Below are 23,751 nucleotides of genomic sequence, written 5' to 3' on the forward strand. Positions count from 1 at the left end.
CGTCCACTTTATACGATTCCCGCTTCCTTCAGGCGCGTTGCCCATGCCGCGTCCGCATGCAGGGTAACCCGCCGCGCCTTGCCATTTGCTGCTGTTTCTATGCGTAATCCAAGGCTGTTTTCGGGCAATAAGCCGTCAATCCGATCGGGCCATTCCACCAGCACCACCCCATCATCCAGCGCTTCTTCGAGCCCCAATTCCCAGACATCGCGCGGATCATCGAGCCGATAAAGGTCAAAATGCCATAGCTGGAACCGGTCGGCATCATAGGTCTCGACCAACATATAGGTTGGGCTTGGGGCGTCTTTGGTATCGGTGAGCGCCGCAATGATAGCGCGGGCAAATGTCGTCTTGCCCGCCCCCAGATCACCACTGAGCCGCAGAATGTCTCCATCCCGGAGCATAGGGGCCATTTTCGCGCCTAAGGCGCTGGTTGCGGCTTCGTCCGGCAGTTCAATTTCAAACGTCGTCATGCTTTCCCAAAGATATTGCTGCCGCGCAGAGCGCAACAAATCCCCCAATAGTCACATCAATCGCCGCACTGAGGCATAAAAGACTTGCTCTCCCATGCTAAGGCCTTACATCCAACCATTCGTAAACATGTCCCACTAACTACAGACGAGCCCCATGCCAAAAATTACCTTCATCGAACAAAACGGAACTGAACATGCCGTCGAGGCCGCCGAAGGCGCGTCCGTGATGGAGGCCGCTGTTAAAAATATGGTTCCCGGTATCGACGCAGATTGCGGCGGGGCCTGCGCTTGTGCCACTTGCCATGTCTATGTGGACGAAGCGTGGCAGGAAAAGACCGGAAAAGCGGCCACCATGGAACAGTCGATGCTCGATTTCGCCTATGAGCCGAAAGAGAACTCGCGCCTTTCCTGCCAGATCAAAGTCACCACAGAACTTGACGGTCTGGTCGTGCGCCTGCCTGAATTCCAGGGCTAATCTTTCCATTTGAGCCAACTCACTTGACCTGCAATGATCTGCGCTGTTTTATGAACAAATGCGGAACATTGCACCAATAGGCACGATTGCCAAGCCCGACCCTCTGACCCGCCCCGACCGAACCCTATCCCTGACACGCGGGGTGATGCGGCTATTTGTGGATTTGGGCCTTAGCCCCATCGCGGAATTCAGGTTACCCATCAAGCGGCGGGCGGATATCGCCGCGCTCGACCGGCGCGGTAAATTGGTCATGGCTGAAATAAAATCATGCCGGGCTGATTTCGAAACCGATCAGAAATGGCCTGAATATCTCGATTATTGCGATGAGTTTTATTTCGCCGTCGATCAGGAATTTCCGGTTGATCTTTTACCCTCGCAAGAAGGGCTAATCATCGCGGATGATTTTGGGGCGACCGTCATTCGCCCGCCGGCGCAACGCCAACTCGCCCCTGCACGCCGTAAAGCGATCACTTTGCGATTTGCGCGGCAAGCGGCCCGTCGCGCCCTTGCCGCACCGGAAATGCCTTAGACCCCTATTGTGGCGTGAGCCGTAAAACCTTGCCCGTCGGCTCAGGGTCGTTGGTCATTTCCGTCGCCACGTAAATCGCACCATCCGGCCCCACACGCACATCGCGAACGCGCTCACCACGGTTGAGCAAATAACGCGCCTCGCCCACCGGTTTGTCGCCGTCCATTTCGATATGGTGAAGCGCGGCACCCGCCATAGCCCCCACCAGCAAGTCACCTTCCCAATCGGCGAACAGGTCACCGCGATAAACCGCGAGACCTGAAACGGCGATTGACGGCGTCCAATATTTCACCGGCTGGGTCGTACCTTCATATTCCGTAAACGGTGTAATTTTCGCACCATTATAATCGATGCCATAGCTGGCTAGTGGCCAGCCGTAATTATTGCCGGCTTCAATGATATTCAGCTCGTCACCACCACGCGGGCCATGCTCGGTTTCCCATAAAATGCCGCGCTCGGCATCATAGGTGAAACCCTGACCATTGCGATGCCCCTTAGTGAACAATTCAGGCCGCGTCCCTTCGCCAAAGACAGGGTTATCATCAGGGATGGTGCCATCTTCATTGAGGCGCACAACAGACCCGAAACTGCTGGTCATGTCTTGTGCCTTTTCTTTATATTTCGACCCTTCACCGATCGTCGCATAAAGTTTGCCATCGCCGCCCCACACAAGACGACCGCCATAATGGTGGTTCGTATCTTTTTCCGGAACCGCATCATATAGGACTTCGACTTCGCCAAGCGCGCCATCAGCATATTTTGCCCGCGCAATGCGCGTCGCATTGGCGCGGTCAGTGCCATGGGCATAGGCAAGATACAGCCAGTTATTTTCCGAAAAATTCGGATGCGGAAGAATATCGAAAAGGCCCGCTTGTCGGCCCGGATGAATTTCAGGCAATCCCGACACCGGGTCTGGCATTAAATTGCCATCGCGAATAATCCGTAAACGTCCCGCCCGCTCGCTTACAAGGATGTCGCCATTGGGCAAGAACGCAATCGACCACGGATTGGCCAAGCCTTCGGCCAGCACCTCAACATCAAGTGCGAGCTCACCTTCCGGCGCTGGATCGGCCAAGGTTTCTTGCAGAGCAGGATCGCCACCGCCTTTTGCCGAAGTTGGGCCCGCACCACTTTCGCCAGAACAGGCAGTCATCAATACAGCACAGCTAATCATCAAGAATCGCTTGGTCATCGTTAACCCTTTCAGTGAATTGGCAAATTTGATCTCTATGGGTAGGCGCAGGCGGTGATTGCGGTCAATATTTCGTCCCGCGAATTGGCCACCCCTATGTTATACGAGTTAGCGCTGACATAAAATGGTGCTAAGTTGGGCGCGCAAATAGATGGGTTGGAATGATGAAGATCGCAAAAACAGCAATCGCCTTTATTATTGCCGTTCTCGTGACCTATGTGTCCGCCGCGATATTCTACACCCAGCAAGTCATCGCAAAACAGTCGGCCATCGGCATGGAATTCACAGCCGGTCAAAAGCTTGATTACTATACGAGTAATCTGAGCGGGCTTTGGCAATATGGCGCAACAATCACTATTGCTCTGCTGATCGCGTTCGCGGTTGCGGCTGGTGTTAAACGAATCCTCACCCCACTTGCACCGATCGCCTATCCGGTTGCCGGGGCCGCGGCGATAGCACTCTTGATCGTTTTGATCGAAAGCCAGCTCGGTGGCGGCGCTGGTGTTATCGGCGGCGCACGGGATGCTTTGGGTATTTCTTTGCAATGTTTTGCAGGTTTCTTGGGCGGCGGGCTTTTCGCCATGCTTAGGCCGCGATAGAACCCCCAGCAATATGCAGAATAATCTCGCCACCCTTATCCGCAATACGGCCGCGCGCGTTCGATCGCGGGATTTCATGTGGGCTATCGGCATTAGTGCCGGCGTGTGCGTTGCGTTGATTATTGCGCAATTAGCCGATTGGCGTTTGGCCGTTCTGGCATGGGCCGCGTTCTTGGCAGCATTGTCGGTTCGGTATCGCTTTTCGTCGGGCCGGGTTTGGGCCGCCCCCGTGCAACGGATCATCGAAACCGAATTGAGCGCACAAAAAGCCGAACTCGCGCGCCTTCGTATGGCGCAGGGTGTTGCCCGCGCATTGCCCGAACCGCTTTTTATCCTTGATGCGGACGGCATGGTGGAACACGCGAACCCGGCTGCGCTCGATCTTGTCGGCATGACCGAGGCAAGCGGACGGCATTTTGCATCGGTTCTGCGCGCCCCATCGGTTTTCGAGGCCGCAGAAAATGTAATTACCAGCAACGAACCGGTGACCGTTGAGTTCACCACGATTGGCGGCGTGGAGCGCACTTGCCGCGCCCATATTACGCCGATCGAGACCGGCGACGACGAGCCGAACAGGGCGCTAGTCTTTATTCGTGACCTGACGAGCGAACTCCGCGTTGAGCAAATGCGCGCCGACTTTATTGCGAGCGCCAGCCACGAACTCAGAACGCCGCTTGCCTCTGTTTTAGGGTTTATCGAGACGCTTCGCGGCCCCGCCAAAGACGATCCCGAAGCCCATGACAAATTTCTTTCCGTCATGCAGGCTCAGGCTGAACGCATGCAGCGGTTGGTTGCTGACCTGATGTCGCTCTCACGCATTGAGCTAAACGAACATGTCCCGCCGCGACAAAGCCTTGACCTCGCTGAAGTCACCAAAGACGTCATTGAAAGCCTGACACCTTTGTTCGAAGCGTCAGAAGCCATCGTTGACTTCACCAAAGAAACCGATCAGCCCACAGACATTCGCGCCGATCATGACGAAGTTTTTCAGGCGATCCAGAACCTCGTGGACAATGGCGTAAAATATGGCGGCGAACCGCCCATGGTAAAAGTCAAGGTTGGCCGCGGTGCCGCGCCAACGCCGTTCAAAGATGGACCGCCTGCGCACCGCGCCGGTGACAGTGCCGAACAGGTTGCAGCGCGCCTCGGTGTACCCGTCGATGATCTCGTCTATGTTCAGGTCCGTGACTTTGGGGTTGGCATTGAGCGCAGTGACCTGCCGCGCCTAACCGAACGCTTTTATCGGGTCAGCGTGGAACGCAGCCGCAAAAGCGGCGGCACCGGTCTTGGCCTTGCCATCGTGAAGCACATCATGAACCGCCATAAAGGTGGATTTCAGATCGAAAGTCGCCCGGCGAACGGCGCGTCATTCACCTGTCACTTTCACGCGGCAAAATAAAATTCTGGTGGATTAGCCGCTCCGGCAGGCAAGCGATCATGCGCAACTGTTGCGCATTTTCGTTTGACCAGACAAGAAACTGTCATAAATAATCCCCATGTATTCGGTCCTTCGGCGCAATAATTTGCCATTGTGCGCAAAGCGATCGAGCAAAGAAGCGTCAAAACACTAAAGAAAACAAAAACATGCCTATTTCCGCGCCCAGCAAATCTTATCCTGAACGTCTTGAGCTTGAGACCTCTTTGTCGCGCATGGCCGCGCAGGTCGAAAGCCAATTGGCAGGCGCAATCGGTGCATTTGAACGTCGCGACATCCCGACGGCAGAAAAAATTATTGCTGGCGACGAGCGTATCGATCAGTTCGATCAGGCAATCGAAAACAAAGTCATGGACCTTCTTCTTAACGGCCCCTTGCCGGAAGAAGCTCTGCGCGAAGTCATGACAGTGAGCAAAATCGCCGGTGAACTAGAACGCGTTGGCGATCTTGCGAAGAACGTCGCGAAACGGACATTGGTCGTGAGTATGGAAGCACCGGCGCGGCCAACCTCTGGCGTCGCCCGTATGGGCCGCGCGAGCCTTCGTCAGATTTCTGATATTTTGACAGCCTATTCCGCGCGGAATTTGGACGCCGCCAAAGCGGTTTGGGGCGGCGACGACGAGCTTGATGAGCTCTATAATTCCGTATTCGAAGAAATTCTCGTTGCGATGATGCGTGACCCCGCACAGGTCAATGCGTGCACACATCTCGTCTTCACCGCAAAGAATTTTGAACGGGTAGGCGACCACGCAACCAATATCGCCGAAGCGCTTCATTACCTGCTGACCGGATCGCGTATTATGGATTCTCGACCAAAGGGTGACAAGACCTCGACAATCACTGTTTCACCCCCTAAAGCGGGCTCGGTTTAGACAGTAACAGGATCCGCATATGGGTCGGTGACGTCTTACGGCCGGAGCGACCGGAATGATCCGCGTTCTGGCATCGCGTCATCACCCGATGCACCAACAAAATGGGACGTGCCGGCATGCCCGAGACAAAAGTCTTGATCGTCGAAGATGAAGACGCGCTTTCGACGCTTCTTGAATACAATCTCACGAAAGAAAAGTTCGAAGTCGCCATCGCCGCCGATGGCGAAGATGGCCTTTTAAAGGTGGAAGAATTTTCGCCTGACATCATCATCCTTGATTGGATGCTGCCAAAGGTTTCGGGCATCGAAGTTTGCCGCCGTTTGCGCGCAAAACCGGAAACCCGAAACATTCCGATCATCATGCTCACCGCCCGGTCCGAAGAAGCGGATCGCATTCGCGGGCTGGAAACCGGCGCAGATGATTATCTGACAAAGCCATTTTCGACGGCGGAGTTACTCGCCCGCGTGAAAGCGATCTTGCGGCGTATCCGCCCTGGGCTCGCCGATGATACGGTTGAATGCGGCGATATTTCCATCGACCGCGTATCGCACAAGGTAACGCGCGGCGGCAAAGAAATTCATCTCGGGCCAACCGAGTTCCGGTTGCTCGATCACCTGATCCAACATCCGGGCCGTGTATTCTCGCGCGAGCAACTCTTGAATGCGGTTTGGGGCTCTGACGTCTTTGTGGAAGTGCGCACCGTGGACGTTCATATCGGACGATTGCGCAAAGCGCTCAATAAATACAAACAAGGCGATGCCATCAGGACGGTTCGGTCCGCCGGTTACGCCCTTGATATGAGCTAACAAAAAAGCCCGCCAATTGGCGGGCTTTTTAATATCGTTTGTCGGCGGAAGGTCTTAGCTCGCTGCGCGACGTTTTTCGAGGATCGCAGCCGCTGGACGACGCACCACCGGACGATCCCGGCGCTGTGGCGGCTGAAAGGCGAGCCGAGCATGATGCGAGCAATAAGACTTGCCCATCGCCGCAGGCTGTCCGCAGAAATGGAAATCTTCTTTCGCCGGATCGCCGATTGGCCATTTGCACATGTTGTTTTTGATCGTCGCAACGGTGGTCATTGCGCCGGTATCAAGAACAACCGGTGTGATTGTATCAACTTCCGGGATAACTGATTTGATTTCAGAGCGTTGCGGTTTGGCCGCGACGGTCTCTTCCCGTGGCTCTTGTTGTGTTGGTCCGCAACCACGCTGCGGCTTTGCTGGCGTCGCGCGGCCCGAAAGACCAAGACGATGCACCTTGCCGATCACGGCGTTACGCGTCACGCCACCCATTTTATTTGCTATTTGCGCCGCCGAGAGCCCTTCCGCCCAAAGGGTTTTCAAAAGCTCCACCCGCTCATCCGTCCAAGCCATTTCGACCTTCTCCTCGCGTTGATTCCGGAAAGCGCTCCCGCGCTGGTCTTAATATCAATATTTAGTGTAGTGAATAAACGCCGCTCCCTGGGCGCCTAAATATAGTATCCTATAGGTTGAAAAACACAACATGGCGCCCCCACATATTTTTGCCCACCACATGTTGATAAATCGTCATACTTGACGAGAACCGGTTATAGCGCGCACACACCGTTGCAACGCAGCAAGGAAAATTGGCATCCGAGATGAGCACGACAGACACTTCTAAAGAATCCGAAATTCCATCTCTCGACCTGAACACGGGCTTTGGCGCACGTCGATTTGGCGCGATCAATTGGCTCGGTTTGTGGACGCTGTATCTCAAGGAAGTCCGCCGCTTCATGAAGGTGGTTTTTCAAACGGTGATCGCCCCGGTGATCCAGACGCTCCTGTTCCTGATTGTCTTTACACAAGCATTTGGCGCCGCACGCCCGGATGTGAACGGCGTACCTTTTATTGAATTTCTGGCACCGGGCCTGATCATGATGGCGGTACTGACCAATGCCTTCACGAATTCGTCCTCGTCATTAATTATCGCTAAGGTTCAGGGCTCTATCGTTGATGTATTGATGCCGCCTCTGTCAGCCTTTGAATTGACGGTTGCTTTGGTTGCGGGCGCCGCAACACGCGGCATCATGGTCGGTACGATCACGGCGATCACCTGCGCGGGCTTTATGACCGCAAGCGGCGCACCGATGGCGATAGAAGCCTTTTGGGCAATTATTTATTTCTCGATGGCCGCCGCGATTATTTTTGCTAGCCTTGGTACGATTGGCGGGATTTGGGCGGACAAATTCGATCAGCTCGCTGCGGTTACAAATTTTGTCATTACGCCGCTGACCTTTTTATCGGGCACCTTTTATTCGATACAAAACCTGCCTGAACCATTCCGCACGATCAGCCATTACAACCCGGTTTACTATCTGATCGACGGCTTCCGCGCCGGATTCACCGGCGTACACGAAGCAAATGCGATGACCGGTGTCTTGGTTACATTCAGCCTCGCTGCCATATTTGCCTTCGCCGCCTATACGCTCCTGCGCATTGGCTACAAGATTAAAGACTAAGGATTACATGTCACAGACTGCCCAACATACCGATTTCATTCTCCCGTTTCAGATTGCCGATACCGCCGTTCGCGGCCGCATGGTCCGGCTTTCTGGCTCAATCGATGAAATACTAAGCGCGCATGCATTTCCCGATCCGTTAAGCGAACTGGTAGGCGAAGCCACAGCCCTTGTTGCGATGATGGGGGCCGCATTGAAATTTGATGGCAAGCTGATTTTCCAAGCGCAGGGCGACGGCCCGGCATCACTTGTCGTTGCCGACTATTCGGCGGGTGGTGCCTTGCGCGCAACCGCGAAGGCGGAACGCACCGACAATTTACCAAAGGGCGCAGCGGCGCTTTTAGGCAAAGGATCAATCGTCATGACGATTGATCAGGGTGCGGATATGGATCGCTATCAGGGCGTTACCGGCATCGAAGGTGAAACCCTCGCCGAGGCTGCGGTATCTTATTTCAAGCAGTCAGAACAAATCCCCACGGTCATAAAACTTGCGGTCGGGCGCATTCAGGAACCCGGCCAAAAAGAGCAGTGGCGCGCTGGCGGCATCATGGCCCAATTCGTACCGGGCGAAGGCGGCACGCGCGAACGCGGCGAAGCGGTATTGCTCGATAGCGAAGAACAGGAAATTTGGGATCGCTCGCGGGCCTTTATCGAAACCACGCAAGACGACGAGTTGCTTGATCCTTCAATTGATGCGGAAACCTTGCTTTATCGCCTGTTCCACGAGGATGGCGTGCGCGCCTTTGACCCGCAGCCGCTCCGCGCAGAGTGCAGCTGCGAGATGGAGAAAGTGTCTGCTGTTCTCGCGCGCTATTCAAAAGAAGAACTAAGCGATATGGTTGAAGATGACGCGATTAACGTCACCTGTGAGTTTTGCCGTCAAACCTATCGCTTCACACCAGAAGGTACCCCCATCGCCTCATGAAAAAAAAGCGCTTTGCCAAAGAGCTGGAACCGCTAGAACTCGAACTGGCGAAACTGCAAGAAACAGTTTCGCGTAAAGGGTTGAAAGTCGCGATCATATTCGAAGGTCGTGACGCAGCGGGCAAGGGCGGCGCAATAAAAACCATCATGAGGCGGATGAATGCGCGGATCTGGCGTATCGTTGCGCTTCCTAAACCGTCTGATCGCGAACAGACACAATGGTATTTCGAGCGCTATGTAAAACATTTGCCCGCAGGCGGGGAAATCGTTCTCTTCGACCGGTCATGGTATAACCGCGCGGTCGTAGAGCCCGTAATGGGGTTCTGCACCCAGGAACAGCACGAACATTTTATGCGCGAGGTCCCGGCATTCGAGAAGATGCTGATCGATAGCGGCATGATTTTGATCAAATTCTGGATTCATGTATCGGCGGAGGAACAGGAAAAACGTTTCCAAGACCGGGCGAACGATCCGCGAAAACGTTGGAAACTTTCACCCATCGACCTGAAAGCGCGGGATTTGTGGATCGAGTTCACCCGCTATCGCGACAAAATGTTTAAACTTACGCACACGGATGAAGCGCCGTGGCTGGTGGTTGATGGAAACGATAAAGAAAAAGCGCGCCTCAATATCATTCGCGCTATTCTGGACCGGGTTCCCTATGAATATAACAAAGAGGCGTTTGATCCGATCAAACTGCCGCCGCGCCCTGACATCAAAGACAGCGATTATATTGAACCGTCTCTTGATCAGTTGAATTTAGTCAAAGACTATTATGCCGATGATGATTAGATTGCTGATCGGACTTGGTTTTTTCAAAAGCTGGAACCATTAACTTTTGACATTGTTGTCGTCACGCATATCTAAGGGAGTGCGTGATGAAAAAACACAGATTCTCATTAATCGCGCTGAGCGCAATTACCTTGTCAGCCTGCGCATCCGGTTATTACGGACCGGTCTATGAACCAGCGCGCTCGTCATCGGATTCCGGTTATTCCGAATACCGCATAGATGACAACCGGTTCCGCGTTCAATACCGCATCGAAAATGGCGATTTGGAACTGGCGCAAGACTGGGCCTTACGCCGCGCCGCCGAAGTAACGCTCAATCAACGCTATGACTGGTTCCAGATCATTAGCCGCAACAGAACCTTCCGCGATGATGATTTCGAACGCTATGACCGGTTCCGCTCCTATAATGATCGCTATTATGAGCGACCACGGTTCGACCAACGTTTCGATGATGATGCCGTAGTGATTATCGAAGTCATTATGGGCAATAACCCGCCGCCTCGAAGCGCAAGCGTTTACGACGCGCGACAGGTGCTCGACTATACTCGCGGCAGAACCCGCTATTAATCACTTTTAGGGCGCGCGTCACGGCGCGCCCGTTCCCACATTTTCACGTCTCGCAGCCACCGTCCCAGCGCCGACATCAGCGCCAACGCAAAGCCGTAAACACCGCCACGAAAATATTGTTGTAAGATATATTTTTTGGCGAAATAAAGTGGCAATCCAAAAACAATCCGCAAGCCCAGATAGGGCAATGATTTTAGCGGCAGAACCGAGGCCCGCACGGACGAATTACGATTGAGCTTGGATAGGAACTGCTCAGCGCCCGTAAACGCATAATGATGGATTGGGTTATCCAAGCGCCCTACCGGCATATCCGACGGGATTTCAAATTGATCCCATGCCTCATGCGCAGGCATACGAATTGCGCGTCGGTCATATAGCTTATACCGAGTTTGAAGGCCAAAATCTTTCCAAGCCCGCCCGACCGGCGGCACAAGCGCCAGCATGGTCTTAAAGACTTTATGTGGCGGCTCACCATTCGCGAATAAATTCCGTATTTCGCCCGCCAGTTCCGGCGTTACAATTTCATCTGCATCAAGATCAAGTAGCCAGTCATGCTGGCATGCCTCTTCTGCAAATCGCTTTTGATAGCCATTACCGAGCCAGTCTTGTTCGATCACCCGCGCGCCCAAATCTTTTGCGATTGAAACCGTTTCATCCGTTGAACCGGAATCAATAACAACCACTTCGTCAGCGAGTTGCTTGGCTGCGCGCACCACATCGCCAATCAGCCGCGCCTCATTAAGCGTGCGGATATAGACCGATATTGGCAAAGGGATGTTGTTGTTCATAACCCAACCGGGAGAACGGCGCACCTTTTAGGGCGCGCCGTTTTGATACTTGATTACGCTTGTTGCTTTGCGATCCAGGCGTCAACTTGCTCTTCGAGAATAGCAAGCGGGAGCGCCCCGTCTTTCAGAACAACATCATGGAAAGCACGAACATCGAAATCTTCACCGAGGGCCGCTTCTGCGCGTCGGCGTAATTCGAGAATTTTGTTCATGCCAATTTTATAGGCCGTTGCCTGACCGGGCATGGCGATATAGCGCTCGATGGCCATAACCACATCACCCTCAGGGTTTGGCGTGTTCTCCAAGAGGTAGTCAATTGCCTCTTCACGGGTCCATTTTTTGTCATGAAGCCCGGTATCAACAACCAATCGTGCCGCGCGCCATAACTCCATCGCAAGGCGGCCGAAGTCTGAATAGGGGTCGGAATAGAAACCCATCTCCTTGGGGATATATTCCGAATAAAGGCCCCAACCTTCCGTATAGGCTGTAAATCCACCAAAGCGGCGGAAGCTTGGTACATTTTCAAGCTCTTGCATGATCGCAAGTTGCATATGGTGGCCCGGAATCCCCTCGTGATAGGCCAGTGCCTCCATTTGATAGGTCGGCATATTCGCCGTATTGTAGAGATTGGCATAATAAATGCCCGGGCGTGATCCATCAGGCGCAGGACGCTGATAGAATGCCTTGCCCGCTGATTTCTCCCGGAATGGCTCAACCTTCTTGACGATCAATTCCGCTTTTGGCTTTGTAAAGAACAACTCGTCAAGACGGCCACGCATCACGTCAATTATTTCCGTGGCCTTTGCGAGATAATCTTCGCGCCCTTGTTCCGTATTCGGATAGGTGAACTTTCCTTCAGGGTCTTCGCGCATATAGACGAAAAACTCTTGCAGAGTGCCGTCAAAACCGACCTGCTCTTTGATGGTATTCATTTCGTCATGAATACGCGCAACTTCCGAGAGGCCCAATTCATGGATCGCTTCCGCCGACATATCGGTCGTGGTCATCAATTGTAATCTGTTGGCGTAATAGGCTTCACCATCAGGAAGCTTCCATGCGCCATCATCATTATTGACCTTTGCGGCCTGCGTCTGGAACATATCGATCAGCGCCTCATAGGCAGGCTTGACCGAATTAATCATGGCTTGCTCGGCGCGCGATTTCAGCGATTGCTTTTGCTCGTCGGAAATATCCAGCGCGTCAATTTTTTTGTTGAAATCCGAGAGAAGCGTCGACTCGCGTTCGCTATCATCATAGGGCGCACCGGAAATAATATTGCGTGATGTCTCGATCATCTTCGCAAAGGCCCATTTCGGCGGATAAATCCCGCGCTCATATTGGGCTTCGGCCCGTTCCTGATTTTGCGCGAGATACTCTTTCATCCCTTCGAGCCGCGCAACATAGGCCTCTGCGTCTTCGAGCGTATCGACCCTATGCTGATTAATCAAAAATGCTGGCGCAGAAGAATGCGGCCCGCGGAAATTGCTGAACACATACCAGTGATTCCGAAATGGCTCATTTCGCTGTTCCTGTTCGGCTTCATATTCGAACAAGCGGTATGATAGCTGCGCTGACGGGTCGAGCTTTCCGAGTGAGAACTGCTGGCGCATTTCTTCCAATGCCGCCATTTGTAGCTCATAGGATTCCTGTTCGAATTCTTCGGTCGCATTGTCCCATTTGTCGTAATTGGTTTTGCGGCCAAGAAATGTCTGGGTCATTGGCGACCGCGCGACACTGGCCTCAAATTGCTCTTCAAACCATTGGTTGATTTTTGCAGTCTGCCCGGTCTCAGTGGCACTTGTCTGCGCTTCTGATGCCGCGGCGGTGGGCGACGTGTTCGTTGTGGTTCCGGCGTCGCGGCCACATCCGGCGATCAGCGCAAGACTGGCGGCGGAAACCAATAAGATTTTGTTCAATTGTGCAGTCATTCAGGGACTCCGTTTAATATCAATGCGCCCATCGAGCGCTTGGCAGCAAGCTAAGCAATTGACGCTCGGGCGACAACCCGCGCAACATCTAATCAAATGCGAAACTGAATGGCGTCGCCAGGCGGCGATGCTCGTCCACAATCAACCGGCGCTCTAGCGGCGGGTGCGCGCGCGCCGCGCAGGCCGGGCGCGAACACAACCGGCAGGTGACGCCGATTTGGGTACGCGCCGCTTCGGTCAGGTTCGTCTCCTGCGCATAGATGAGCCTTTCCGCATATTTAAGCTCACAGCCGAGCGCAACCGCCCGCTCGGCCTTGGGCGCGTTAAACCCGCCCTCGCCGCCATGAACCGTTCGCGCGATGGAGAAATAAGTCTCTCCGTCTGGCAGCTGAATCAGCTGGGTATGAATTTTTCTTGGTGTACGGAATGTATCATGGAGATTCCACAAAGGGCATGACCCGCCATAACGGGCGAAAGGAAACACCCCACCGGAAAAACGTTTTGATACATTCCCTGCCGCATCGATACGCAGGAAAAAGAACGGAATACCTTCTGCGCCGGGCCGTTGTAGCGTCGTCAAGCGATGGCACACCTGCTCAAAACTCGCGCCGAACCGTCGCGCCATGGCCTCAACATCATATGACAGCTCTTCCGCTGACTGATGAAATTTTCGATAGGGCAACATGATCGCCCCGGCGAGATAATTTGCGAGCGCCGCCCGCGTCAAGCGCCGCCCCGCATCGCTTTCGAATGCGCCTTGATTGACGACCATATCGAGCTGTTCACGCCCTTCGAGCAACGCTAACTGTAGGATCAACTGAAAAGAACGGCTTGCCTGATCCAGCGCTTCGGAAACAAGAATTTGTTTTCGATGGCGGTCATGCCGCCGATAGGCACCAACCATCACATCCGAAGGGAGGACACGAACGGTCAAGCCGTGTCGCGTTTTAAAGCGCTGCGCCGTTGCCTCGAATAGATTTCCGCCATCATTCGACAACGCATTCGCGATGTCTTCGCCCATTTCATCAAGCGCAGGAAAATAGTTTCGCGCGACGGTGATAAAGTCCCGCGCTTCTTCGACGGAATCAACGCCGCCAGATGTACCGGCGGCGCGCGCTTCGATCGCCGAGGTTCGGCTTGTGCGATACGCACCATAAAGCGCCGCAACGGCCTCCCCCATTGCCGGGTTCGCCGACATTAAATCCCTGACGTCTTCTTTGGTGATCGATAATTCCTGAAAAATCGGATCAACCAACATGGCCTCAAGCTGGTTGAAAATATCGTCTTCACCCGAGGCAAATGCGCTCAGGTCCAGCCCATAGGTTTCCGCCATGCGCAACAATAGATCCGCAGGCAGGGGGCGCTGATTTCGCTCAATCAAGGTGACATAGGACGCGGAAACTTCGAGATCCGCAGCCATTTGCGCCTGCGTCAGGCCAAGATCGCGCCGGATCCGCCGAACGCGCGGGCCCACATATAGCGGCTTGGTTTCTCTGGCCATACCCCGGCTTTCCTACTTTAAACGCACCAAAATCGGTGAAAACTTACATCGTTTCGGCTTCGTTATAGTCAAAGCATTATTAACGCTATGGATCATTATGTGACAAATCTTACAATATTACAAAACAGAACGCATTTCTACACACAACCGCACCTGAGTCTCGTTGTGCAGCGCCATATTGGCTGCTTATGGTCGCCGCAAGAAAGGGCGACAGCGCTCGAATTTTCAAAAGGAGTTTTTCATGTCTGATTTTTCCAAACTCATCCCGGATACCCCGAAAGACCGCTTTGACGGTATCGAGCGCAATTACACGGCCGCTGATGTTGAGCGCCTGCGCGGCTCGGTTCCAATCGCCTACACACTCGCGGAGCGCGGCTCACGCAAGCTTTGGGAACTGCTTAAATCAGAAGATTACATCAACGCCCTCGGCGCGCTGTCTGGTAATCAGGCAGTTCAAATGGCGAAAGCCGGCCTGAAGGCGATTTATCTTTCCGGTTGGCAGGTAGCTGGCGATTCAAACGTTGCGGCGAAAACCTATCCTGACCAATCGCTGTACCCAGCCAATTCCGGCCCGGAACTGGCAAAGCGTATCAACAACGCGCTGTCACGCGCCGACCAGATTGAATATTCCGAAGGCGACGTAAAGCGCGATTACTATTTGCCAATCGTTGCAGACGCCGAAGCCGGTTTTGGTGGACCGCTCAACTGCTACGAAATCATGAAGGCCTATATCGAAGCTGGCGCGGCTGGTGTTCACTTTGAAGACCAACTCGCCTCTGAAAAGAAATGCGGCCACCTTGGCGGTAAAGTTCTTATCCCAACCAAAGCCCATGAGCGCAACCTGAATGCGGCGCGTCTTGCGGCCGATGTTGCGGGTGTCCCGACTGTTCTCGTTGCCCGTACTGACGCCGAGTCAGCGAAACTGATCACATCAGACATTGATGAGCGCGATCATGAATTCATCGACTTTGATCAGGGCCGCACACCAGAAGGCTTCTACCGCCTTAAAGAAGGCATGGGCGTTGACCACTGTATCGCACGCGGATTGAACTACGCGAAATGTGCCGATCTGCTATGGTGGGAAACATCGAAACCAAATCTCGACGAGGCACGCCGCTTCGCCGAAGCCATTCAAAAAGCCTATCCTGGCAAGATGATGGCCTATAACTGCTCGCCATCGTTCAACTGGGAAGCCAATCTCGACAAAGACACTATTGCGAAATATCAGCGCGAGCTTGGCGCGATGGGTTATAAGTTCCAGTTCGTTACGCTGGCTGGTTTCCACGCGCTCAACCACTCTATGTTCGAGCTGGCAAGCGGCTATCGTGATCGCGGCATGGCGGCATATTCGGAACTTCAGCAGGCTGAATTTGCTTCTGAAAAAGATGGCTATGAAGCCACGCGTCACCAGCGCGAAGTCGGCACCGGTTATTTCGACCTCGTTGCGAATACCCTTTCGGGCGGTCAATCATCAACAACTGCGATGAACGAATCCACAGAGACCGCTCAATTCAAGCCCGCAGCAGAGTAAGCTACGGACTTAGGTGCCTCTTTTCAGGGAGGATGCACCCGCCGCCGTGACCCCGGGGTCACGGCGGTTTTTTTTAATTATTGGTTTCGGAGAGAGCGTCTCTTAGATCGACGGCAATATCAGGGAAATCCGTGAAGACGCCATCGACACCCGCAGAAAAATATCGGTAAAGCTCGACATCAGCGTCGGATTTGACCGCACGCGCCGCCATAGAATCCGCAGGCAAAGTAAATTCCGCAATCCCCGGCCCCGCATGCTGATCCTTGCGGAACGTCCAAGGATGGACAAACAAACCAAGCGCATGCGCATCGGCAACAAAATCACCTCGCCCCAATAATGACGGCTCCTCGTGTAGCACGAGGCTTTTCGCCGGCCCGACACCATCCGCATATGCCGCAACCTCAGAGAGCGGAATATTAGGTCCGCTACCGGGCACGGCCTCATACACCAACTGAACAAGAAAAGCGTCGGTTTTACCCTTTAGGCGTTTGAGGATCTCCGGCTCGAAGGATTGGATAAAAACCGGCCCCTCATCAAAACCTTCCAATGCCTCCAAGAGCGGTTTTTCAAAATCCAATCCGATTGATGTGAAGTACCCCGGATGTTTGGTCTCAGGGTAAACACCGATCGGCCGCGACTCTGCGCGGTCCTTTATTAGGGCTAAAATTTCGTCGAATGTGGGAATTTCATATCGCCCGTCATCTTCGGTCGAACGCCCGGGAAATGGTTGACGGGCGCGTAATGTTTTTATCTCCGCCAGCGTGAAATCTTCGACCCACCAATCGTTTCGCGCCTCCCCTTTTGGGTCGGCAATGCGCCGCTTACGGTCTGCAAACGCTGGGTGGTCCGCGACATCGGTTGTGGCCGATAAATAGCGATCATGGCGCGCAACCAAATAGCCGTCTTTGGTCATTACCAGATCGGGCTCAATAACATCGGCCCCCTGATCAATTGCCAACGCATAAGAGGCCAGCGTATGCTCGGGCCGATAGCCACTAGCACCGCGATGCGCGATCACGATCGGCGGCAATCCATCAAGCGTGGCCCATTCCATCGAAACCTCCGGCGCTCTTTCAGGCGGCGCATCCTCGCATGATGCAACCGCCAATAGGAAGAGCCACCCAATCCACGTCTTTGACATTTTTCACCCCTTTGTCTGGGGTGTAAATGGGCACGAAAAAATGGCGGATTTCAACCTTAGCGGCGGCGTCTGCGTTGTCCTTCCGGGCGCTCACCCTGGCCGCGGCCGCTCTGTTGCGAACGCGCGCCTTGGGGCGGAACAAATGTCGCCATTTCGATTTTACGGTATTCGGCTGCGCGCACGCGCGCCTCTTCCATTTGCGCGGGCGTTAAATTGCCTCTTATGTGATCGACCACCGCTGCCGAAATATCCGGCATGCTGTAAACGCTTCTTACGCCATTGGCCTCGTAAACACCGACCCACATCATCGCTTCTACCGGATCGCGGGGTACCGCCTGATCCGAGAATACTTTCAGGCCACTGAGGACCTCAGCAAGCTTGAATTGCGCGCGGGGATTCCCGGCCCAAGCCGCACGGCGCAACCAAAAGAGACCCTCGGACCGAAGCAATTCCGTCTCTTGCGCACTCTTGCCCGATACTTCGAATAGACAGGCCCCAAGCTCATACTGCGCGACGTCATATCCCGCACCATAGGCCGAAACCACACGATAGGCCGGCAATGCCCGCGCACAGCCCTGTTTGGCCTGAATATCTCGCGCCTTTGCCAAAAGGGTCGATGGTTGATTGACACTTACGGGGCCACCACCGCGTGGCCGGTCGCCTTTTTGCGGAGAAGCACAGGCCGTCACCAACGCCGTTAAAGCAATAATCATCAGTGGACGAAATTTCATAGAGAGGGCTTTCTAACATTCTGGACAGAAAAAGGGTTTCGCCATTAAACGCATCGGCAGCTGTTTTCCGTCGCACATTTTTTTCATTTTTCTGCGACGGAGTTGCCTCAATACCACGTTTATCGGTTGGGTTCGGTGACATGAGCACCCTTTAACATTATCGCCCCATCACCATTGGCGCCCCTCCAATGGACGATAATGTGGACCCTCCCTTGCAAAGAACCCGGATGAGTTTCCTCATCCGGGTTCCATTAATTCGGGCGGCCCATAAAACCGTTATTGCTTTTGCTGCGCTTCCATATAGGCGTCGAGTTCTGCCTTTACGGTTGAGACGACTTTCATATCGGCTTGCGGCGCATTTTGAACCGCTTCCACCAACACCAAAGACGCCTCCATCTGTGATTTCAATTCTGGCGGCAAATTATCCAGCATCGAACGATCCATCTGTTTGAGCATCGCCATGGCCTGCGGATCTTCTTGCTGCATATGCAAAGCGAGATAAGCGATCATCACCCGGTCACCAACGCCGCTCCATTCGTCCGCATTAAAACCATGTGGCTTTATAAGTTGTGCAAAACGACCATAGTCAGCGGGGTAGTTTGTTTTGAGGGCGGAAATCGCCTTTGTGTAAGGCATAAATTTCTCACCGGCTTTTGGCTGGGTATCAATAGCCAGACGGTCGGTCTTCCCTGACGCTTCAAGCTCGTCGCCAAAGCCATTGACCGAATCCAAACTTTCGACGAACCGTTTTGCCTGATCCTCCGTAAGCGCATCACCAGCAAAGGCATTTGTTATCGCGAAAACAAATACACCAAAACTGATCAATAATTTTTTCATGAAAATTCCCCTCTTTCGAATTCTGAAATGCCATTCTAAGGCATATCGCCGGCAAAGCCATGTGATTAATCGGTAACGCTGGGCTTTGTGCGATTTAGTTTTTTCTCCCCAATGCGGCGTTTTGCTTCCAGGCGCTTACGTTTTTGATTGAGTGAAATTTTTCGCTTTTTACGTGGCTTTGGCGCGATTGTAGCGCGCTCGATCATGGCCGCGAGGCGCTCTCGCGCATCGGCGCGATTTCGCTCTTGCACACGGAAACGACGGGCTTCGATAACAAGCTCCCCGTCTTTGGTCATACGACGACCGGCAATCGCCATGAGCCGTCGCTTTATCGCATCCTCAAGCGATGGCGAGTTTTTGACATTAAAACGCAGTTGAACCGCTGTTTCGACCTTATTGACATTCTGACCGCCAGGGCCGGATGCACGGATGAAGCTCTCGTGAAGCTCCCATTCCTGAATCACGATCTGATCCGTAACGCGCATTTAATTTGCGTTCGCCGCCGCCTCGCGCCGGATCTCGCTTGCGCGCTTTTTAACGCTTTCCGACTTTAACTGACCACAAGCTGCGAAAATATCACGGCCGCGCGGTGTCCGGATAGGCGACGCATAACCGGCGCGAGAGATGATCTCGGCGAATGCCTCGATCCGGTCCCAGCTGGAACATTCATATGGCGCACCCGGCCAAGGATTGAACGGAATAAGATTGATCTTCGCGGGAATCCCTTTGAGCAGCTTGACCAGCGCCCGCGCTTCTGCGTCGCTGTCATTGACATCTTTCAGCATGACATATTCAAAGGTGATCCGGCGCGCATTCGACGCACCCGGATAATTCCGGCATGCCTCTAACAATTCTTCGATCTTATATTTTCGATTGATCGGTACCAACACATCGCGCAGCGGGTCATTGGTTGCATGCAGCGAAATCGCAAGCATCGCCGATGTTTCTTCGCCAAGACGCTTAAATTCCGGCACGACACCAGAGGTTGAAACCGTGATCCGGCGGCGCGAAATAGAAATTCCGTCGCCATCAGAAATTACGTCAATCGCCGTTGAAACATTGTCGAGATTATAGAGCGGCTCACCCATGCCCATAAAGACGATATTGGAAAGTCGCCGCGCGTCGGCATTAGACGGCCATTCTTCCAGGTCGTCTTTGACTGCCATGACCTGATTGACAATTTCCGCAGCCGTCAGATTACGGACAAGTTTCTGCGTACCCGTATGGCAAAAGGTGCAGGCGAGCGTACAGCCGACCTGAGACGAAACACAAAGCGCGCCCGCACGACCAACGTCGGGGATATAAACGCACTCGACCTCGACCCCGGGGCCAAGCCGCAGCAGATATTTCCGTGTGCCATCGACCGACACCAGACGTTCGGTGACCTCGGGCCGCGCAACGACAAATTGCGCCGCGAGACCGGCACGCATGTCTTTTGCGATGTCGGTCATCGCATCAAAATCAGTGACCCCGTGCTGATAAATCCACCGCCAGAGCTGGCTGCTGCGCATTTTTGCTTTTTTGGGGTCAAGCGCAAAAGCGTCGCTTAAATGCTGCGCAATTTCCGCACGGGAAAGGCCCGCCAAATTGATAGGGGGCTCACTTGGCGCGGAAAGCCCAGTTTCTGGGCGATTTGATATATCGAGACGTGTCATAACAGGGCGGATATAGGGCCTGCGACAGCTTTCCGCAATCGGCCTATTTCTGCTCTGTTTTACGCGCGCCCCATAGCGCAGATGCCTATCACGTTTGCAATCACGTGCATCTCGTGGTGAGTAGAGGGCTATATCGGAGAATCAGTCAGGATGGATACGCCTTCGCAACCGCATCCGAAGGATGCCGGCGCAGATCTTAACGACCCAAATTCCAGCGCGCGTGCGACAAGTCCGCTACAGCGGCGATTTGCAATTTACCTTCTGTTGTTTGGCGCGATATGCGCCGGAATGGGCCAGACGATTGTTTTCTCCGTCCTGCCGCCCCTCGCCCGGCAAATTGGCCTGACAAATTTTCAGGTCGGCTCAATTTTCATGTTCTCGGCGATTGGCTGGGTCGTCACCGGCCCGCGCTGGGGCCGCATGAGCGATCGCAGAGGCCGTAAGCCGTTTATCATCATCGGCATGCTCGGCTTCGCGGCATCAATGTTGTTTTTCGGGGTCTCTGTACAATTGGGTCTCGTGGGGTTGTTGGCTGGCTTACCGCTTTATCTTCTTATGGTCGTGACCCGCAGCTTGAACGGCATTATCGGCTCGGCCGGGCCGCCAGCGGCGCAAGCCTATATCGCAGACCGTACCTCTCAATCCGATCGCACTGCCGGGATCGCCGGATTTTCAGCGGCGTTTGGCTTTGGTGCCATGCTCGGCCCGGGCTTTGGCGCGGCCACGTCGCTAATCGGGCCGATTGTGCCTTTTTATGCGAATGCAGCTTTAGGGATGATCATGTTGATCACCGTCTTGCGGTTTTTGCCGGAACGCACGGGCCCGACCCAACGAAAAAAGCAACAGAAAGTGAAATTGCTGGATCAGCGCATTTTCCCGTTTTTGATTTTCGCGCTTGCCTTCGGGATTTTGAACGCGATTCCCATACAGACAATCGCCTTCTATTTCATCGACCGGCTTGGTTACGAAAATGATGAAGCCACCCATTTTGTCAGTATCGGCCTGACCGCTGGCGCGCTTTCATCTCTGTTTGGGCAGCTTGTCATCGTTCAGCGATTCCGATTGCCGCCGGCACGATTGATGCGCATCGCGCCCGTTCTCTTGTTGATTGGGCATGTCCTTATTTTCGCTAATGCCGAATTGGTACCCGTCATTGCTGGATTGATGATTAGCGGCCTTGGAGCGGGGCTTGCCATGCCTGCGGCAACGGCGGCCGCATCGATGCGGGTTCAATCCGATGAACAAGGCGGTGCCATCGGGCTTGCAAATTCGGCAGGCGCAACCGGCTTTATCATCTCACCCATCGTCGGGTTTTCGCTTTATGAATGGTCGCCGGCGGCACCGTATATATTAACGGCCAGCATCGCTGCATTGCTGATTATCTATGCGTGGACCAGCAAAGCGGTGAAAAATGCGGTGCCCGCAACTGAGGACGTGCCGCCCCCGGAAGCCGTCGCTGACCCTGCGGCAGCACCTTATCAATAAGGTCATTCTTCTTCGTAAAAAAGGATGTCACCCGGCTGGCAATCAAGCTCTTTGCATACGGCTTCGAGCGTTGAAAACCGAATTGCTTTGGCCTTGCCGGTTTTGAGGATGGACAAATTGGCGATCGTCACGCCCACACGCTCTGACAATTCTGTCAGCGACATGTTGCGGTCAAGCAAGACGCGATCGAGTTTCACCAAAATGGCCATTATACAGTTAAATCCTGTTCTTCTTTTATATCCGTGCCATGACGAAATATGGTCGCCAGCGAAAAGGCAATCAGAACACCAATCCAAGGGGCGGTCGATAAACCCATCTCCAACCCTTCTGTGTCGATAATCTGTGCGGCTTCCATGGCCGCAGCCACCAGCCAGACCCCGTAAATCGATAATTGCGCACCGGCACCGAAATAACCGATCCGCCGCAGCCGATCGCCATTGTCGCGCGCAAACGCATTATCGTTTTGGACGTTGCGCAAAATGGCTAACATCTGACCAATGACAAAGATCCCGAACGTAACGGAAATCAGCAAAACCAAGGATTCCACCACCAACGCCGCGCTCGTCATGTCCTGGTTATTTTCAATACCAAAATAAATCGTAGGCCATTTCGCATCCATATCAGCAGGGTCAGAGCCCAGATATTTGGGCATGCTTGACCCGGCAAACAGGTAATAGGGAACGGCCAGATAATTGAGCGCCAGAATTATACGCGTATAGACAAGCAATGTGATCAGTAGGCTGACTGATTTAATGCCTTTTGCTTTTGGTTTTATTTCCACGTCGCGCACGTTTTCCAATCCTAAACCGTCAGGTCCTGCTCTTCTTTCATTCTCGCGCCCTCACGGAAGACCTCAGCGAGAACGAAAACAGCGATAATCGCGAGCCATGAAATGAAAGAACTATTGATGTCGATATCCGCCCGGAAAATCATCGAGAACAAACCAAAAGCGAATTTCGCGCCCTCCCCAATAAGCAGCGCATAGCCGACCGCACGAAACCGATCGGCATTTTCTTTTACAAACGGCGATCCGAGACGCAGTGTTTTTAATATTTCCAATAGGCGATTAACCACAAAAAGCATTACCGCCGTGGTTGCAAAAGCATGAGCAACGGAAAAATAGACGTTTAGGCTTGCCAGCTTTTCGTCACCTTCGTCGGCCACCTCTAAATCGCCCCAATCGCTCAGCATTTCCGCCAGCGACGGTAGGAGCGGAATTATCAGCAACATAAGGACAATACCGACGAGGCTAATCGAAAGGATAATACGCGTAATATGAAGCCCAATCGCGAGAATTGAGGCCAGCGATCCTTTGCCAATCGCGCGCATAACGTCACTCTCCGTCTTTTAGGTTGGTTATCCTGATCACCCTAAAAAAAGGCGATCAGGCAAAATTTGGTCTGACACGCTTGCGCCGTGTCTTCGGTGCCGATCTCGGTGTTTGGCTGGGTCACCGTGCCCAGCGAGATCAGACACCCGGCGGCGATAGCAAGCAGGCTACCGGCCGCCATAAGGTGTAAGGCTTTTTGCATTACGCTACTCCAGCGAACGAGCCGAGCGCAGAAAAATAGCCGGCCCCAATTAATGTGATCGTCACGAGGACTGCCAATCCATTGACAAATCCACCAAATCTATCGACATTGTTTTCCGAGTTTGTGAAGCGCATGGGTTTCTCCTTTTCTTTCCTGTGTTTGCATCTCGTTTGATCTCTTGAGCGGTTTGGGCTTCGCCCGGCCGCTCTTTTTTTGGTCTCTGATTTGGGCTTTTTTCGCCCGATTGTTGTTGTAGGCAGTGCGAAGGTTGTTCCGTCGTCTTGTT

Annotated in this window: 28 protein-coding genes; 12 read left to right on the forward strand and 16 right to left on the reverse strand. The window is 53.6% G+C overall.

Annotated elements, in window-relative coordinates:
• Positions 1 to 8: 8 nt before the first annotated feature.
• Positions 9 to 473 (reverse strand): tRNA (adenosine(37)-N6)-threonylcarbamoyltransferase complex ATPase subunit type 1 TsaE, encoded by a 465-nt coding sequence (gene tsaE, locus ABFZ83_RS11250; RefSeq protein ID WP_411816647.1) that lies wholly within the window; start codon positions 471 to 473, stop codon positions 9 to 11.
• Between the two features lie 154 nt (positions 474 to 627).
• Between tsaE and ABFZ83_RS11255 the strand changes: the two genes are divergently transcribed.
• The gene (locus ABFZ83_RS11255) at positions 628 to 948 is read left to right on the forward strand and encodes a 2Fe-2S iron-sulfur cluster-binding protein (RefSeq protein WP_411816648.1); all 321 of its coding nucleotides are present in this window, start codon (positions 628 to 630) and stop codon (positions 946 to 948) included.
• 58 nt (positions 949 to 1,006) lie between these two features.
• On the forward strand, positions 1,007 to 1,477 hold the full coding sequence (locus tag ABFZ83_RS11260; RefSeq protein WP_411816649.1) for an MmcB family DNA repair protein: 471 nt from the start codon (positions 1,007 to 1,009) through the stop codon (positions 1,475 to 1,477).
• Between the two features lie 4 nt (positions 1,478 to 1,481).
• On the opposite strand, the gene ABFZ83_RS11265 is transcribed toward ABFZ83_RS11260, so the two are convergent.
• Positions 1,482 to 2,669 (reverse strand): PQQ-dependent sugar dehydrogenase, encoded by a 1,188-nt coding sequence (locus tag ABFZ83_RS11265; RefSeq protein WP_411816650.1) that lies wholly within the window; start codon positions 2,667 to 2,669, stop codon positions 1,482 to 1,484.
• A gap of 161 nt (positions 2,670 to 2,830) precedes the next feature.
• Here ABFZ83_RS11265 and ABFZ83_RS11270 point away from each other — a divergent pair, with 161 nt between their 5' ends.
• From ABFZ83_RS11270 to phoB, 4 genes are all read left to right on the forward strand, one after another.
• On the forward strand, positions 2,831 to 3,268 hold the full coding sequence (locus ABFZ83_RS11270) for a hypothetical protein (RefSeq protein ID WP_411816651.1): 438 nt from the start codon (positions 2,831 to 2,833) through the stop codon (positions 3,266 to 3,268).
• 13 nt (positions 3,269 to 3,281) lie between these two features.
• Complete coding sequence (locus tag ABFZ83_RS11275; RefSeq protein WP_411816652.1) at positions 3,282 to 4,667, forward strand: ATP-binding protein; 1,386 nt, start codon at positions 3,282 to 3,284, stop codon at positions 4,665 to 4,667.
• Positions 4,668 to 4,852: 185 nt separating this feature from the next.
• Positions 4,853 to 5,575 (forward strand): phosphate signaling complex protein PhoU, encoded by a 723-nt coding sequence (gene phoU / locus ABFZ83_RS11280; protein ID WP_411816653.1) that lies wholly within the window; start codon positions 4,853 to 4,855, stop codon positions 5,573 to 5,575.
• Positions 5,576 to 5,691: 116 nt separating this feature from the next.
• On the forward strand, positions 5,692 to 6,381 hold the full coding sequence (gene phoB, locus ABFZ83_RS11285; protein ID WP_411816654.1) for a phosphate regulon transcriptional regulator PhoB: 690 nt from the start codon (positions 5,692 to 5,694) through the stop codon (positions 6,379 to 6,381).
• 54 nt (positions 6,382 to 6,435) lie between these two features.
• Here the strand turns inward: phoB and ABFZ83_RS11290 are convergent, their stop codons facing one another.
• Positions 6,436 to 6,948, reverse strand: a complete 513-nt coding sequence (locus ABFZ83_RS11290; protein ID WP_411816655.1) for a GcrA family cell cycle regulator — start codon at positions 6,946 to 6,948, stop codon at positions 6,436 to 6,438.
• A 245-nt stretch (positions 6,949 to 7,193) separates the two neighbouring features.
• Here ABFZ83_RS11290 and ABFZ83_RS11295 point away from each other — a divergent pair, with 245 nt between their 5' ends.
• The 4 genes from ABFZ83_RS11295 to ABFZ83_RS11310 all read left to right on the forward strand — a co-directional run bounded on the left by ABFZ83_RS11295 (position 7,194) and on the right by ABFZ83_RS11310 (position 10,336).
• The gene (locus ABFZ83_RS11295) at positions 7,194 to 8,054 is read left to right on the forward strand and encodes an ABC transporter permease (protein ID WP_411816656.1); all 861 of its coding nucleotides are present in this window, start codon (positions 7,194 to 7,196) and stop codon (positions 8,052 to 8,054) included.
• 7 nt (positions 8,055 to 8,061) lie between these two features.
• A complete protein-coding gene (locus tag ABFZ83_RS11300) occupies positions 8,062 to 8,979 on the forward strand; it encodes an Hsp33 family molecular chaperone (protein ID WP_411816657.1) in 918 nt (305 codons plus the stop codon).
• Positions 8,976 to 9,770 carry a polyphosphate kinase 2 gene (gene ppk2, locus ABFZ83_RS11305; RefSeq protein ID WP_411816658.1) on the forward strand — a complete coding sequence of 265 codons (795 nt, stop codon included), beginning with the start codon at positions 8,976 to 8,978 and terminating at the stop codon, positions 9,768 to 9,770. Before ABFZ83_RS11300 ends, ppk2 begins: the two co-directional genes overlap by 4 nt.
• An 86-nt stretch (positions 9,771 to 9,856) precedes the next feature.
• On the forward strand, positions 9,857 to 10,336 hold the full coding sequence (locus tag ABFZ83_RS11310; RefSeq protein WP_411816659.1) for a CC0125/CC1285 family lipoprotein: 480 nt from the start codon (positions 9,857 to 9,859) through the stop codon (positions 10,334 to 10,336).
• On the opposite strand, the gene ABFZ83_RS11315 is transcribed toward ABFZ83_RS11310, so the two are convergent.
• From ABFZ83_RS11315 to ABFZ83_RS11325, 3 genes are all read right to left on the reverse strand, one after another.
• Positions 10,333 to 11,124, reverse strand: a complete 792-nt coding sequence (locus ABFZ83_RS11315) for a glycosyltransferase family 2 protein (RefSeq protein ID WP_411816660.1) — start codon at positions 11,122 to 11,124, stop codon at positions 10,333 to 10,335. The genes ABFZ83_RS11310 and ABFZ83_RS11315 overlap by 4 nt on opposite strands.
• A gap of 53 nt (positions 11,125 to 11,177) precedes the next feature.
• Positions 11,178 to 13,052, reverse strand: coding sequence for a DUF885 domain-containing protein (locus ABFZ83_RS11320; protein WP_411816661.1), 1,875 nt, complete (start codon positions 13,050 to 13,052; stop codon positions 11,178 to 11,180).
• A gap of 88 nt (positions 13,053 to 13,140) precedes the next feature.
• The gene (locus tag ABFZ83_RS11325; RefSeq protein WP_411816662.1) at positions 13,141 to 14,553 is read right to left on the reverse strand and encodes a helix-turn-helix domain-containing protein; all 1,413 of its coding nucleotides are present in this window, start codon (positions 14,551 to 14,553) and stop codon (positions 13,141 to 13,143) included.
• Between the two features lie 241 nt (positions 14,554 to 14,794).
• On the opposite strand from ABFZ83_RS11325, the gene aceA reads away from it, so the two are divergent.
• Positions 14,795 to 16,084, forward strand: coding sequence for an isocitrate lyase (gene aceA / locus ABFZ83_RS11330; protein WP_411816663.1), 1,290 nt, complete (start codon positions 14,795 to 14,797; stop codon positions 16,082 to 16,084).
• A 73-nt stretch (positions 16,085 to 16,157) separates the two neighbouring features.
• Here aceA and ABFZ83_RS11335 read toward each other — a convergent pair whose 3' ends face one another.
• The 5 genes from ABFZ83_RS11335 to rlmN form a co-directional block, all read right to left on the reverse strand.
• Positions 16,158 to 17,225: a glycerophosphodiester phosphodiesterase family protein gene (locus tag ABFZ83_RS11335; RefSeq protein WP_411816664.1), complete on the reverse strand. Its 1,068-nt coding sequence runs from the start codon at positions 17,223 to 17,225 to the stop codon at positions 16,158 to 16,160.
• 56 nt (positions 17,226 to 17,281) lie between these two features.
• Positions 17,282 to 17,956, reverse strand: coding sequence for a hypothetical protein (locus tag ABFZ83_RS11340; RefSeq protein WP_411816665.1), 675 nt, complete (start codon positions 17,954 to 17,956; stop codon positions 17,282 to 17,284).
• A gap of 276 nt (positions 17,957 to 18,232) precedes the next feature.
• The gene (locus ABFZ83_RS11345; protein ID WP_411816666.1) at positions 18,233 to 18,793 is read right to left on the reverse strand and encodes a hypothetical protein; all 561 of its coding nucleotides are present in this window, start codon (positions 18,791 to 18,793) and stop codon (positions 18,233 to 18,235) included.
• 65 nt (positions 18,794 to 18,858) lie between these two features.
• The gene (arfB, locus tag ABFZ83_RS11350; protein ID WP_411816667.1) at positions 18,859 to 19,278 is read right to left on the reverse strand and encodes an alternative ribosome rescue aminoacyl-tRNA hydrolase ArfB; all 420 of its coding nucleotides are present in this window, start codon (positions 19,276 to 19,278) and stop codon (positions 18,859 to 18,861) included.
• A complete protein-coding gene (gene rlmN / locus ABFZ83_RS11355; RefSeq protein WP_411816668.1) occupies positions 19,279 to 20,448 on the reverse strand; it encodes a 23S rRNA (adenine(2503)-C(2))-methyltransferase RlmN in 1,170 nt (389 codons plus the stop codon).
• A gap of 150 nt (positions 20,449 to 20,598) precedes the next feature.
• On the opposite strand from rlmN, the gene ABFZ83_RS11360 reads away from it, so the two are divergent.
• Positions 20,599 to 21,933 (forward strand): MFS transporter, encoded by a 1,335-nt coding sequence (locus ABFZ83_RS11360; RefSeq protein ID WP_411816669.1) that lies wholly within the window; start codon positions 20,599 to 20,601, stop codon positions 21,931 to 21,933.
• Positions 21,934 to 21,935: 2 nt separating this feature from the next.
• Here the strand turns inward: ABFZ83_RS11360 and ABFZ83_RS11365 are convergent, their stop codons facing one another.
• From ABFZ83_RS11365 to ABFZ83_RS11385, 5 genes are read right to left on the reverse strand one after another with little or no spacing between them, the layout of a single operon-like run.
• The gene (locus ABFZ83_RS11365) at positions 21,936 to 22,142 is read right to left on the reverse strand and encodes a helix-turn-helix domain-containing protein (protein WP_411816670.1); all 207 of its coding nucleotides are present in this window, start codon (positions 22,140 to 22,142) and stop codon (positions 21,936 to 21,938) included.
• Positions 22,142 to 22,723: a DUF2975 domain-containing protein gene (locus tag ABFZ83_RS11370; RefSeq protein ID WP_411816671.1), complete on the reverse strand. Its 582-nt coding sequence runs from the start codon at positions 22,721 to 22,723 to the stop codon at positions 22,142 to 22,144. The genes ABFZ83_RS11365 and ABFZ83_RS11370 overlap by 1 nt, the downstream gene beginning before the upstream one ends.
• 11 nt (positions 22,724 to 22,734) lie before the next feature.
• Entirely contained in the window at positions 22,735 to 23,262 is a 528-nt protein-coding gene (locus tag ABFZ83_RS11375) for a DUF2975 domain-containing protein (protein ID WP_411816672.1), read from the reverse strand.
• Between the two features lie 41 nt (positions 23,263 to 23,303).
• Positions 23,304 to 23,465, reverse strand: a complete 162-nt coding sequence (locus ABFZ83_RS11380; RefSeq protein ID WP_411816673.1) for a hypothetical protein — start codon at positions 23,463 to 23,465, stop codon at positions 23,304 to 23,306.
• Positions 23,465 to 23,599: a hypothetical protein gene (locus ABFZ83_RS11385; protein WP_411816674.1), complete on the reverse strand. Its 135-nt coding sequence runs from the start codon at positions 23,597 to 23,599 to the stop codon at positions 23,465 to 23,467. The genes ABFZ83_RS11380 and ABFZ83_RS11385 overlap by 1 nt, the downstream gene beginning before the upstream one ends.
• Positions 23,600 to 23,751: the final 152 nt, after the last annotated feature.

This window comes from Hyphococcus formosus, assembly GCF_046736345.1.
Taxonomy (GTDB): Bacteria; Pseudomonadota; Alphaproteobacteria; order Caulobacterales; family Parvularculaceae; genus Hyphococcus; species Hyphococcus formosus.